The 11,988-nt window shown below is 61.8% G+C and carries 11 protein-coding genes; 6 read left to right on the top strand and 5 right to left on the bottom strand.

The window, feature by feature from the left end; all coding sequences use genetic code 11:
• Positions 1 to 171: 171 nt before the first annotated feature.
• Positions 172 to 345 carry a hypothetical protein gene (locus ACQZ5K_RS24245; protein ID WP_080707308.1) on the bottom strand — a complete coding sequence of 58 codons (174 nt, stop codon included), beginning with the start codon at positions 343 to 345 and terminating at the stop codon, positions 172 to 174.
• Between the two features lie 68 nt (positions 346 to 413).
• Positions 414 to 2,129, bottom strand: a complete 1,716-nt coding sequence (locus tag ACQZ5K_RS24250) for a glycoside hydrolase family 32 protein (protein ID WP_448741701.1) — start codon at positions 2,127 to 2,129, stop codon at positions 414 to 416.
• A gap of 167 nt (positions 2,130 to 2,296) precedes the next feature.
• On the opposite strand from ACQZ5K_RS24250, the gene ACQZ5K_RS24255 reads away from it, so the two are divergent.
• Positions 2,297 to 3,757 (top strand): protein adenylyltransferase SelO, encoded by a 1,461-nt coding sequence (locus ACQZ5K_RS24255; protein WP_448741733.1) that lies wholly within the window; start codon positions 2,297 to 2,299, stop codon positions 3,755 to 3,757.
• Between the two features lie 155 nt (positions 3,758 to 3,912).
• On the opposite strand, the gene ACQZ5K_RS24260 is transcribed toward ACQZ5K_RS24255, so the two are convergent.
• Positions 3,913 to 5,013, bottom strand: a complete 1,101-nt coding sequence (locus ACQZ5K_RS24260; protein WP_425647641.1) for a saccharopine dehydrogenase family protein — start codon at positions 5,011 to 5,013, stop codon at positions 3,913 to 3,915.
• Positions 5,014 to 5,157: 144 nt separating this feature from the next.
• On the opposite strand from ACQZ5K_RS24260, the gene ACQZ5K_RS24265 reads away from it, so the two are divergent.
• Complete coding sequence (locus ACQZ5K_RS24265; protein ID WP_003522324.1) at positions 5,158 to 5,589, top strand: Lrp/AsnC family transcriptional regulator; 432 nt, start codon at positions 5,158 to 5,160, stop codon at positions 5,587 to 5,589.
• A gap of 203 nt (positions 5,590 to 5,792) precedes the next feature.
• Here the strand turns inward: ACQZ5K_RS24265 and ACQZ5K_RS24270 are convergent, their stop codons facing one another.
• Positions 5,793 to 6,161 (bottom strand): winged helix-turn-helix transcriptional regulator, encoded by a 369-nt coding sequence (locus ACQZ5K_RS24270; RefSeq protein ID WP_003509204.1) that lies wholly within the window; start codon positions 6,159 to 6,161, stop codon positions 5,793 to 5,795.
• Between the two features lie 142 nt (positions 6,162 to 6,303).
• Here ACQZ5K_RS24270 and ACQZ5K_RS24275 point away from each other — a divergent pair, with 142 nt between their 5' ends.
• Positions 6,304 to 7,143, top strand: a complete 840-nt coding sequence (locus ACQZ5K_RS24275) for an SDR family oxidoreductase (protein ID WP_448741702.1) — start codon at positions 6,304 to 6,306, stop codon at positions 7,141 to 7,143.
• A gap of 23 nt (positions 7,144 to 7,166) precedes the next feature.
• On the opposite strand, the gene ACQZ5K_RS24280 is transcribed toward ACQZ5K_RS24275, so the two are convergent.
• Positions 7,167 to 8,807, bottom strand: coding sequence for an alpha/beta hydrolase (locus tag ACQZ5K_RS24280; protein ID WP_448741734.1), 1,641 nt, complete (start codon positions 8,805 to 8,807; stop codon positions 7,167 to 7,169).
• A 252-nt stretch (positions 8,808 to 9,059) separates the two neighbouring features.
• Between ACQZ5K_RS24280 and ACQZ5K_RS24285 the strand changes: the two genes are divergently transcribed.
• From ACQZ5K_RS24285 to ACQZ5K_RS24295, 3 genes are all read left to right on the top strand, one after another.
• On the top strand, positions 9,060 to 9,587 hold the full coding sequence (locus ACQZ5K_RS24285) for a hypothetical protein (protein ID WP_448741703.1): 528 nt from the start codon (positions 9,060 to 9,062) through the stop codon (positions 9,585 to 9,587).
• Complete coding sequence (locus tag ACQZ5K_RS24290; RefSeq protein ID WP_448741704.1) at positions 9,584 to 10,843, top strand: DNA-packaging protein; 1,260 nt, start codon at positions 9,584 to 9,586, stop codon at positions 10,841 to 10,843. Before ACQZ5K_RS24285 ends, ACQZ5K_RS24290 begins: the two co-directional genes overlap by 4 nt.
• Positions 10,844 to 11,292: 449 nt before the next feature.
• A complete protein-coding gene (locus ACQZ5K_RS24295) occupies positions 11,293 to 11,931 on the top strand; it encodes a hypothetical protein (protein ID WP_448741705.1) in 639 nt (212 codons plus the stop codon).
• Positions 11,932 to 11,988: the final 57 nt, after the last annotated feature.

Below are 11,988 nucleotides of genomic sequence, written 5' to 3' on the forward strand. Positions count from 1 at the left end.
GCAACTCGATTTGACAGGCGCGCAACACACTTCCTAAGCTTCATACAAATCGCCGCAGCCATCATATGGATGCGGTGAATGTCGATTCAGCCTAGAGCATTTCCAGGAAAAGTGGAACCCGGTTTTCCGTCCGGAAATGCGACAAAGCGAAAGGCGGCTCTTCCGCCGCCGTCAGGACTGAGTGGTGGCGATGGTGATCGCCGCCAGATAGACGACGAAGGCCATGATCGCGATTGCGCCGATGATGATGACGATGCCCTTGCCGGCGCGTTTTTTCTCGGCCTTGTTTTCATTGGCTTCGGTCGGAAACAGGATCGGATCGCTGGTGTCGCGGATTTTGGTCATGCCGTTTCTCCTTATCCGTGGAATGGGCGGTTTCGGTCTATCAACCGCCCGATCCGCCAAAAAGTTCCTCACGGTTTCAGCGCCCAGCTGGTGGCATGTACCACCGCGCCGGGGGCGGCCTTCAGCAGCGCCGAGCGTACCGGTTCGAAACCTTCGAGGCGCTTGGTGCCCACATATCGGCCGCGATTGGCGAAGACTTCGATGGAGCCGTAATCGAGAAAGATGCGGATGCGGGATGCCTTCGCTCCCTTGGCGATATAATGCGGCGAGGGGCCGTCACGCCCGTCCTCGTGGCGGATCCACAGGCCCGTTTCATCGGAAACGACGCCCAGCCTGACCGCCGGATGATCGAGCACCAGTTCGAAGGGCGCGCCGGGTGAGGCAAGCTCGAACAATATTTCCACCGCCCCATTGATGAAGGTAACGCGTTCGCCGGCGGCCAGCCGCGTGCGGTCGAGAATGTGGCTGCGCAGGCTTTCCGCCGCGCCTATGGGCGGGGTCAGAAGCTCGCCGTTTGCATAGTGAATCCGGCGCGGCAGCGTCATGGAGGTGGGGAAATCGATCTCCGGATTGGCATCCGCCCAATTGGCCAGCCAGCCGATGCCGATAATGCTGTCGCCATCCAGAAAGGCCTGGAAGGCGTAATTGTCGGTGCCGAAATCCAGCTCCTGCCCGGATTCCTTGGTGAAGACCTTGCCGTCGAACCAGCCGACATCGGCCATGGTGAGGTTCTTGCGGCCGGTTTCCGGGTCCTCCGAATGCATCAGCCCATAAATCAACACCCAGCGGGTGGAGCGGGCATTGGCAGGTCCATCGAGCGGCAGCAGGCATGGGCATTCGATGGCCGTGGTTTTATAACGCGTTTCCACCCACAGCTTGCCCACATAGGTCCAGCCCGATGCGGCGGTGGGGTCCAGCGTCTCGTAAAGCAGGATGACGCCGCCGCCGTCGCTCTGGCTGCCGAGCACCATTTTCCACAGGCCGTCAGGGCCGCGGAAAACATAGGGGTCGCGGAAATCCGGCGTCAGCCCCTGTCCGTCCGGACGAGTGCCGAGAATAACCTCCGCCTGCCCGGCCATGATGAGATCGGAGGAGGTGGCGGTGAGCTGTATCTGCTGTTCGGGAATGCGATCCTGCACCTGCTCGGTGAAGAAGACGCGGATGCCCGTTCCTTCAACCAGCGGAATTGTGGAACCGGAATAAGCGCCGCCGCGCTTGTCCGGCCGCGTCGTCAGATCCTCGGAAGGGAAAAGGAAGATCGGCAGGTGCCGCCAGCGCAGATAATCTGACGAGACGGCATGGCCCCAATGCATGGTGTTCCAACGAAGCCCGTGCGAATAATGCTGATAGAACAGATGCGGTCGCCCCTCGAAACGACCGAAACCGTTCGGGTCGTTCATCCAGCCGAAGGGCGGGCGGAAGTGATAGCTGCCGGGAAGTTCGGGTGCGGCATTGTCCGGCTTGGTATGGACGACGGTGATGCCGGTTTCGAGCACATCCGACGCCGTGAACCAGTAGATGACGGAAACTGCGGTCGTGACCGTGTCGTAACTCAGCTCCACATGGCCGCCGCCGAAAACCTGATAGATTCGAAAACCGAACTCTTCCGTGTTGACGCTTGAAACCTCAGCGAATTTTCCATTCTGATTGGAAAAGGAGACGGCACCGGGCTCGGCGTCTTTCTTCGCCTTCAGCCAGACATGGAAGGTGGCGTTGACGGGCAGATCGGTATGAATGGTGCGGATGGCGCTTTCCGGCTCGGCTACGGCTTCAACGACGGTCATTGCTTTTCCTTTCCTTCGGCATTCTGCGGGTCAAGCATAGGAACGATGATGGCGCGGGAAAGTTCATTGCGCAAAATTGAATGAGGCGATGAGGCGGTACGGCATTTATCGCTCGCATCCGCGGCCTTCCGGCCCCATATAGGGGCAAAGCAGGGAGTTTACCCGTGATGAAATTCGACAATTCCTATGCCCGCCTGCCGGAACGGTTCAGCGCCGCCGTGCTGCCGACGCCGGTGAAGGCGCCGCGGCTCATCGCCTTCAATCGTGGGCTGGCTGATGAACTCCTCCTCGATGTGGCCGGCCTTGACGATGAAAGGCTGGCGGCGATCTTTTCCGGCAATGTCGTGCCGCAGGGGGCCGAGCCGCTGGCCATGGCCTATGCCGGCCATCAGTTCGGCGGTTTCGTGCCGCAGCTCGGCGATGGCCGCGCCATTCTGCTGGGTGAGGTGATCGACAGGAACGGCAAGCGCCGCGATATCCAGCTCAAGGGCTCCGGCCCGACGCCGTTTTCGCGCAGGGGCGACGGGCGCGCGGCCCTTGGCCCGGTGCTGCGCGAATATATCGTCTCGGAGGCGATGTTTGCGCTCGGCATCCCCGCCACGCGGGCGCTGGCGGCTGTCCTTTCCGGCGAAAGGGTGCAGCGCGAAGTCGGTCTGCCGGGCGGTGTTTTCACCCGCGTGGCGGCAAGCCATATCCGTGTCGGCACGTTTCAGTTCTTCGCGGCGCGCGAGGATGACGAGGCGATCAGAAACCTCGCGGACTATGTGATCGACCGTCATTATCCCGAGGCGAAAGGCGCTGATAATCCTTACCTCGCCTTGCTGCGCGGCATCGCCGAGAGGCAATGCGACCTCATCGCCCGTTGGATGATGGTGGGCTTCATCCATGGCGTGATGAATACTGACAATATGGCGGTCTCCGGCGAAACCATCGATTTCGGCCCCTGCGCCTTCCTTGACGAATATCACCCGAACAAGGTCTTTTCCTCCATCGATGCGCAGGGCCGTTATGCCTTCAACAACCAGCCGGGCATCGCGCAATGGAACATCGCAAGGCTGGCGGAATGCCTGCTGCCGCTGCTCGATCCGCAAGTGGAAAAAGCCGCCGAGCTCGCCAATGCCGTTCTCGCCGATTTCGCCGCCGCCTTTCCCCAACGCTGGCTTACCGGCATGCGCGAAAAGCTTGGCCTGACGACCGAGGAAGAGGGCGATATGGATCTGGTGCAGGCGCTGCTGGCGCTAATGCAGGCATCGGAAGCGGATTATACGCTGACCTTCCGGCGTCTTTCCCATGCGGCCAATGGCGACGCCGAGCCATTCCGCGGCATGTTCATCGATATTGCGGGGGCGGACGAATTTCTGGCGCGCTGGCGGGAAAGAGCCGGTCGCGAGGGGATTTCTGATTCCGAACGATCAGCGGCGATGCTCTCCGTCAATCCCGCCATCATCCCGCGCAACCACCGCATCGAGGAACTGATCGAAGCGGCGGTGGAAGAGGGGGATTTCGAGCCCTTTCACGCCATGCTGAGAGCAATCGCCACGCCTTTTGAGGAGCGGCCGGACAATTTCGTCTATATGCAGCCGCCGATGAGCCATGAGCGGGTGTTCAGGACCTTTTGCGGGACGTAACGGGTTCGTCAATCCTCGCCGTCATGCCGGACTTGATTCGGCATCCAGCCGCCGCGCGCCTGCGCGGCGAGAGAAGCCTTTTCAGCCCAAGGACTTGGGCTGGCTGGATACCGGCTCGAGGCCGGTATGACGGAGGAATGGGAGGAGATGTTCTCTCACCCAACCCGCGCCAGCGGCTCATGTGCGCCATAATAGTGGCCGAACCGGTTTTCGAGGAACTTCGGCAGGGCCACCTCCTCCTGGCGCACGAAGCCCTTCTGCGGCAGGGCGCCTTCGGCGAGCAGATCGAGAACCGTGCAGATGCCGGCGGCGGTGGTGATCTGGATGGCGCTCATCATGCGGCCGGAAACCGGGCCGGCATAGACCTTGTTGGCATAGGTTTCCTGCAGGAACCGGCCGTTGCGGGTGCCGCAGACGGTGACGAAGACGATGACCACATCCTGCATGGTGCCGGGCAGGGCGTTTTCGAACAGGTCTTTCAGCACATCGCGGCGATTGCGCAGGTTGAGATCGTTCAACAGCGCCTTCATGATCGCCACATGGCCGGGATAACGGATGGTGCGGTAATTCATCGTCCGCACCTTGCCTTCCAGCGTGGCGCACAAAGTGCCGAGACCGCCTGACGTGTTGAAGGCCTCATAGGTAACGCCGTCGAGCGAAAATTCCTCGCGCTCTTCCAGAGCCGGAACGGCGGTAAGGCGGCCTTCAACGATCGCTTCGCAGGGCTCGATATATTCGTTGATCAGCCCGTCCGTGCTCCAGGTAAGGTTGTAGTTGAGCGCATTGGACGGATATTGCGGTAGAGCGCCGACGCGCATGCGCACGCTGTCCAGCTTGTCGAACTTGGCGGCAAGATCGGCAGCGACGATGGAGATGAAGCCGGGGGCGAGGCCGCATTGCGGGATGAGCGCCGTCTCGGCCGTTTCCGCCAAAGCCTTGACCTTGCGGGTGGATTCGACGTCTTCGGTCAGATCGAGATAATGCGTGCCGACGGTAACGGCCGCTTCGGCAATGCCCGCCGTCAGGTGGAAGGGGGCGGCGGAAAGCACGGCGAATTTGCCTTTCAGCAGTGCTTCCAGAGCGGGACGGTCGGTGATGTCGACGATTTCGGTATCGACCCGTTCATGCGCCGGCACATTGGCCAGCTGATCGGCCGAACGGTCTGCGACGGTGATGCGATAATCGCCGGTGGCCGCCAGCATCCAGGCGATGGCCGAACCGATATTGCCCGCGCCGATGACGACAATGTTTTTCATGTTTTTGTTCCCCGCAGTGAATGCAAATGTGTCAGCGCGGATGCGCTTCAAAAACAGAATGCCAGTTTTTATTGACGATTCGCAGCTTCACTATGTGCGGATAGCGGGTTAATATTAGGCAATAAGACGATAGGATTGGTCACTATGACGATTGCCGACAAGGACCGGGCGCTGCTTGCCCTGCTTTCCGAAAATGCCCGCATGCCGGTGGCGGAACTGGCGCGCAAGCTCGGCCTTTCGCGCACCACGGTGCAGGCCCGAATCGAGCGGCTGGAAGCGGACGGCGTGATCGCGGGTTATGGCCTCAGGCTTTCGGAAAGCTATCTTTCCGGGCTGGTGCGCGCCCATGTGCTGATCACCATCGGGCCGAAGGCGCTGCCCGGCGTGACGGCGGCGCTCGCCGCCATCAAGGAGGTGACGACGCTGCATTCGGTGAGCGGCACCTTCGACCTCATCGCCATTCTGGCCGCGCCTTCGATCCTCGATCTCGACCGGTTGATCGACCGCATCGGCGCGCTTGACGGCGTGGAGCGCACGCTGTCGTCGATCATTCTGTCGACGCGGATTTCGCGGTAGGGGACTTGGGGCGTGCGGTGGGCGCAAAGGCCGGTGGGTGCGCGTGATACTCTCTTCTTCCCTCATCCCTGTGCTTGTCACAGGGATCCAGCCAGCCCAAGTCCTTGGGCTGAGAGGAGTCTTTCCGCCGCGCAGACGCGCGTCGGCTGGATTCCTGTGACAAGCACAGGAATGAGGGAGGTGTTAAAGACGGTGAGCTTACCCTAAACCACCGCCCGCTCATCATAAGCCCTCTGCGCCGCCATCACCGCGTCGATATTTCCCTCCGCCCAATGGGCAAGCGCCGCCACCGTGTCGGTCAGCGTCCGCCCCAGCGGCGTCAGCGAATATTCGACCGTCACCGGCACGGTCGGGAACACCTGCCTCGAAATCAGCCCGTCGCGCTCGAGCTTCTTCAGCGTCTGCGACAGGACTTTTTGCGAAATGCCCTTGATCTCCCGGCGCAGCAGGTTGAAGCGCACCGCTTCCACCCGCAACCGGTCGAGGATCAGCAGCGCCCATTTGTCGGCAATCCTGTCCAGCACCATGCGGGTGGGGCAGCGGTCTTCATAGACGTCATAGATGCGTTCCATGGGTTTGTTCCGTCGTTTCAGGGCCATGCCGGTTTCCGAAAGGAAACCAGATAACCGAAAAGTGCTCTCTTTTCATGATTTCGCAAACGCAGTACCTGTGTTTTTGAAACATGGTTTCCATTAGATACTACGGAGATTTGAGATGACAGGCAAGATACTCGTAATCGGTTCCACCGGCACCATCGGCACGCCGCTGGTGAAAACGCTGCTTTCGAAGGGCGAAAGCGTGAAGGCCGCCTCCCGCAGCGGCAAGGCCACGGACGGCGCGGAAGGGGTGCGTTTCGATTATACCGACGCATCGACCTATGCGGATGCCTTCGATGGTGTTGACCGTCTGTTCCTCATCCTGGCGGGTGGGCGTCTGGATGCCATCGACGCGCTGATCCCTGTTGTCGAGGAGGCCTCGCGCCGCAAGGTGAAGATCGTGTTCCTCAGCGTCCTTGGCGTCGATGCCGACGATTCCATTCCCTATCGCCAGATCGAGCTGAAGATCATCGCTTCGGGTACGCCTTACGTCATCCTGCGCCCCAACTGGTTTGCCGATAATTTCCACAGCTACTGGAAGGCGGGCATCGAACACGGCCAGATCGCCGTGCCGGCCGGCGAGGGCAAGTCGAGCTTTATCGACGTGCGCGACATCGCCGACAGCGCTGCCGCCGCCCTGACCTCTGACGCCTTTAATGGCAAGGCTTTCAATCTGACGGGTCCGAAAGCCCTAGGTTACGGCGAAGCGGCCGCGCTGATATCGCAGGCGATCGGCAAGCCGGTTTCTTACGCCGCCGTTTCGGATGAGGTCTTCATCGGCATTCTCACCGGTGCGGGCGTGCCGCAGGACTATGCCTCGTTCCTCGCCTCGATCTTCTATCCCGTGCGCGAAGGCTGGACAGCACTGGTGACCGGCGATGTCGAAACGCTGACCGGCCATGCGCCGCGTTCACTGGAGACCTATATGGCCGACAATCTGGACCGGCTGAAGGGCTGAGGCTCCAGGCGAGCCTGCCGCGCTCACGCCGGATCGGTGGAGCCGCGGCGGGCCTTGAAGAACATCTTCAGCCGCTGGATCTCCTCGGGGTTCCAGCCGCTTGGCGCAGTTACTTCCGTCCATGCATCGATATAATGTTCCGGCGCATAGACATGGCCATAACCGATGGGCGCGGTGGTGGCGGCGGCGACATCGAGGCCGAGCTGCAGCAGGGTGACGACCGGGAACCAGCGGAAGGATGTCGAAACGTCAGGCCCGTGATGCGCCATCCATTGCGGCCGCCGGTAAAGCGAGGCGGCCTCGAAGAAGGTGATCGGGTCGCTGGCATATTGCAGATAGACGATCCGCATCGGCCCCCATTTCGCATCGGGCATATGCGCGGTCGTATACTGGTTGGCGAAGCGGATGACGGAGGAATCGCGGAAGCGCGGCAGCCATTCCGGCGTGCCCTTCACCCGGCCATTGGTGGCCATGCGCCATGTCGGGCTGGAAAAGGGCGGACCGCTCCACAGCGCACCCTGGAACGGATCGGAGAGCACATCGTAGAGATCCGAGGATTTCTGTGAGTTGAGTGAACCGAGGCTGAGGCCATGCAGGTAAAGCTTCGGCCGCGTTTCCTTCGGCAGCGTGGTCCAGTAACCGTAGACGGCCTCGAACAGGGCGCGTGCCGTCTCGACACCGTAATCCGGCTCCGTTAGCAGCGCGATCCAGCTCGAGAGATAGGAATATTGCACGGCGACGCTGGCGATATCGCCGTCATGCAGATATTCGACCGTATCGAGCGCTTCCGGGTCGATCCAGCCGGTGCCGGTGGGAATGACCACCAGAAGCACCTTGCGCTCGAAACCGCCGACCCGTTTCAGCTCCTCCAGCGCCAAGGCCGCTCTTTCTTCCGGCGTTGACGCCGAGTTGAGGCCCGCATAGACCCTGAGCGGCTCCTTTGCCGAGCGATGGGTGAAGGCGGATATCTCTGTGGCCGCCGGGCCTTCGGCGACGAATTCACGCCCGCGTCGGCCGAGCGATTCCCATGTCATCAGCGAGGCGCTGCTGCCGGTCTTGAGCGCATCTGACGGGCGCGGGACATCGGGTTCGATCAGCGCATCCACCTGTTTCAGCGAGGAATCGGCAAATCTGAGGCCGATATCGAAGATAAGCCCATTGAGCAGCATCCATGACAGGATGATTGCCACCGCGATGCCAAGCACATTGGCAAGGCGGCGCGGCAGGAAATGGCGGCTGCGCGCGGCAAAGAACCGGCGGATAAGCTGGAACAGCCGGCCGGCGCCGATGAGGATGGCGGCGACCAGCACCGCAAGGCCGCCGGTCTTGGTGGGGTGGGCGCTGGGCAGCGGATCGAGCTCCATCAAAACGCGGATGGAATTCTGCCAGTCCTTCGCCTGCCATAAAAACGCGATGGCCGTGATGGCGGCGGCGAGCGCGATGAGAAAACGAACGCCGCGCGCGTTGTGGCGGGAGGGTTCGGGCAGCTCCAGATAGGCCCAGATGGCGTGCAAAGCGACACCGATCAGATAACCGATGGCGAAAGAAAAGCCGCATAGCACCCCCTGCATCAGCCAGGTACGCGGCAGGAGCGAGGGCGTGAGCGAAGCGCAGAACAGGATAGTGCCGAAGACGATGCCGGTTGCCGAAAGACCTGCAAACAACCGCTCAACCCATTGTTTCACCAACTTGACTCGCCCCTTGTGCTCACCGCCTGATGCTGAGTGTAATATGTGACGGACGAGGGTGCAAATCCTGCGGGCAGGATAAAAGTCATGAAAATAGGAAAATAATCCTTTACAGCGTGACGGTGGTTTGATAGTGTTTGGCTACGGTCGGAGATTTGCGGCTGACAAGGTGTTTTACACCTTGCTCGCGCTCCTCATTGACTGATCCTTCTCTCGCAGGCCAATCCCATGACAATGTCCAGCAATTGCGATCCGGCGCTCTACGGCGTCTGGCCGGAAACGCCCGCCTATGCGGCTGAGGACATGCCGGAAGCCGCGCCGGAGACGAAGTCGCGGGCCGACAGGCTGGCTGCCGAAGATGCGGCGCGCAATGGCAGCCTGCGGCAATTGCTGAACGAGCTGACGGAGGAGATGCGCGAGCAGTTCTGCCTGTACCGCAATCTCCGCCAGGCGAGCGAAGCCGCCTTTCTGGCGACGGCGGAGGACGCTTCGGGCAAGCTGGCGCGTGCCGATGTGAAGGCTGCGACGGACCAGCTTTCGCTGATCGTGCGCACGCTGGAGCGGATCGACGCCCTGCAACGGGTGCTGGCGGAAGAAAGGGAAGCTCTTTTCAGCGAAGACGAAACCGAGGCCGGGGATTACGAAGCGGCGGTGGCGCATTTCCTCAACCGCATCGACGAACTGGCTGAACAGAAATGCCGCGCGAAGATGGAGGCCGATCCGGCCCGCAGCCCCTCCACAGAAGCCGACACATGACGGATATGTCGACCGGACCCCATCTCCCGGCGCAGGTCTTCAACCTCCTGCGCGACTGGCGTTTCATCGGCAACCTGCCGCAGCAACCGCCAGAGGGCGACTGGCGGACATGGCTGCTGATCGGCGGGCGCGGTTCCGGCAAGACGCGGGCCGGGGCGGAATGGGTGCATCGTGTCGCGTCTGCCGGCAAGCAGTCGGATTTGCGCATCGCGCTCGTGGCAGAAACGCTGGGCGACGCCCGCGAGGTGATGATCGACGGCATTTCCGGCATCTGCCGCATCGCCCGCCGCCATCGTCCCGCCTTCGAGGTATCGCGCCGGCGGCTCCTCTGGCCGAATGGCGCGATGGCGCAGGTGTTTTCTTCGGAAGACCCGGAAAGCCTGCGTGGCCCGCAATTCCACATGGCCTGGGCGGATGAGCTGGGCAAATGGAAATATCCGCAGGAAACCTGGGACATGCTGCAATTCGGCCTGCGTCTGGGTGAAACGCCCCGGCAACTGGTGACCACCACGCCACGGCCCATTCCGCTTTTAAAGGCGCTTCTCGCCGATCCCTCGACGCGGGTGGCGCGGATGCCGACGGCCATGAATGCGCGCAATCTCTCGCCCGGTTTTCTCAAAGCCATGCAGGACCGTTACGGCGGCACGCGGCTGGGGCGTCAGGAAATCGGCGGTGAATTGATCGACGAGCGCGAAGGCGCGCTGTGGAAACGCGCCGATCTGGAAGCGATCATAGAAGCGGCGCATGAGCCGCTGGCGCGCATCGTGGTGGCGGTAGACCCGCCCGCCGGCGTTGGTGAACATTCCTGCTGCGGCATTGTCGTGGCGGGGCTCGGCATGTCCGGGCGGCTTAACGTGCTGGCGGATTGTTCGGTGGAAGGCGAAACGCCGGCCGGCTGGGCACGCGCCGTGGTCGCCGCCTTTCGCCGCCACGAGGCTGACCGGGTGGTGGCCGAGGTCAATCAGGGCGGAGAGATGGTGCGCGCCATGCTGCAGAGCATCGACGCCAACCTGCCGCTGACACTGGTGCGGGCAAGCCGCGGCAAATTCACCCGCGCCGAGCCGGTTGCCGCACTCTACGAACAGGGCAGGGTGCGCCACGCCGCGCGGTTTAAAAAGCTGGAAGACCAGATGACGGATTTCGGGCCTGACGGCCTATCCTCCGGGCGTTCGCCGGACAGGCTGGATGCGCTCGTCTGGGCGATCACGGCGCTGACGACGATGGTGGTGAGTGAACCGAAAGTGCGGGGGATGTGAGTTGGCTGATTATTGGCTCCCGCGAAGGAGAGCCAATTACCCGTCGAGCGGATGCCCCCGGTTTCTTCTCCCCGCCGGGGAGAAGAAAAGTGAGGCATCGTCAACGCCCATTTTCGGGCGTCTGACGGATATTATTTCTTCGGGGATTGCGCCGGTTTCGGCTGGGAGCCGGTTTCACGCATCTGGCGCCACTCGTTTTCGAGACGGTCATAAACGGTCTGGGGGATTGTCGCTGTCATGGTGGCATTCCTCCTTGAATGGTTAACGCTGCGGGATTGCGCGGTGAATGGAGTTAGCGCGCTAAGGTTCCGAAATTCAAGGAATTTTTTACCCCAAAACCCCGGGGCGCGGATTAAAATCGATTAAGGTTTTTTCAAATCGATTTAGTTCCGGCCGCCTGCATGTGGAAAAACCGGGCGTCGCATCGCCCATCATTTTCAGGAGCCATCATGGCCTATGACGAGGCGCGATTCTTCGCGTCGGCGCGGATTTCCATTTTCGGCGGTCGCCTGCGCGCGGCCCAGCTTGCCGGCACGAAAACGATGCTGGGAGGATTTGAAAAGTCGATGCCGGGCGGCGATCCGCGCTGGCTCGCCTATATGCTGGCGACGGCCTTTCACGAGACGGCGGCGACCATGCAGCCCGTGCGCGAGACATTGGCGGCAAGCGATACCGAGGCGATGGCAAGGCTCGACCGCGCCTTTGCGGCGGGCAGGCTGCCCATGGTAAGCAAGCCCTATTGGCGGCCGGATACGGAGGGTAAGAGCTGGCTGGGGCGCGGTTTCGTGCAACTGACGCATCGGCGCAATTACGAGGCCATGTCGGCGCTGACCGGCGTCGATCTCCTCGAACGGCCGGAACGGGCCATGGAGGCGGAGGTGGCCACCGCGATCCTGATCCACGGCATGGCGGGCGGCGGTTTTACCGGCCGCAGGCTCTCCGATTTCTTCAGCGACAGGCGCGAGGATTGGGATGGCGCCCGCGCCATCATCAATGGCAGCGACCGGGCGCGGCTGGTGGGCGGTTACGGACGCGCATTTCATCACGCGCTTGTCGCGGCGCGGATTGAACCCGGGCGGGCCAGATGATAACCCGTTACCCGGTGCCGAAAAGGCTGCCTCCGAATTCTGCATGACAGGTGACAC

It is taken from the genome of Agrobacterium sp. 22-226-1, from assembly GCF_053522345.1.

Excerpts from the sequence above, each read along its gene's own strand:
- ACQZ5K_RS24295 (WP_448741705.1), top strand. The coding sequence starts at position 11,293 with ATGGCCTATGACGAGGCGCGATTCTTCGCGTCGGCGCGGATTTCCATT.
- ACQZ5K_RS24255 (WP_448741733.1), top strand. The coding sequence starts at position 2,297 with ATGAAATTCGACAATTCCTATGCCCGCCTGCCGGAACGGTTCAGCGCC.
- ACQZ5K_RS24270 (WP_003509204.1), bottom strand. The coding sequence starts at position 6,161 with ATGGAACGCATCTATGACGTCTATGAAGACCGCTGCCCCACCCGCATG.
- ACQZ5K_RS24250 (WP_448741701.1), bottom strand. The coding sequence starts at position 2,129 with ATGACCGTCGTTGAAGCCGTAGCCGAGCCGGAAAGCGCCATCCGCACC.
- ACQZ5K_RS24285 (WP_448741703.1), top strand. The coding sequence starts at position 9,060 with ATGACAATGTCCAGCAATTGCGATCCGGCGCTCTACGGCGTCTGGCCG.
- ACQZ5K_RS24260 (WP_425647641.1), bottom strand. The coding sequence starts at position 5,013 with ATGAAAAACATTGTCGTCATCGGCGCGGGCAATATCGGTTCGGCCATC.
- ACQZ5K_RS24275 (WP_448741702.1), top strand. The coding sequence starts at position 6,304 with ATGACAGGCAAGATACTCGTAATCGGTTCCACCGGCACCATCGGCACG.
- ACQZ5K_RS24245 (WP_080707308.1), bottom strand. The coding sequence starts at position 345 with ATGACCAAAATCCGCGACACCAGCGATCCGATCCTGTTTCCGACCGAA.
- ACQZ5K_RS24265 (WP_003522324.1), top strand. The coding sequence starts at position 5,158 with ATGACGATTGCCGACAAGGACCGGGCGCTGCTTGCCCTGCTTTCCGAA.
- ACQZ5K_RS24290 (WP_448741704.1), top strand. The coding sequence starts at position 9,584 with ATGACGGATATGTCGACCGGACCCCATCTCCCGGCGCAGGTCTTCAAC.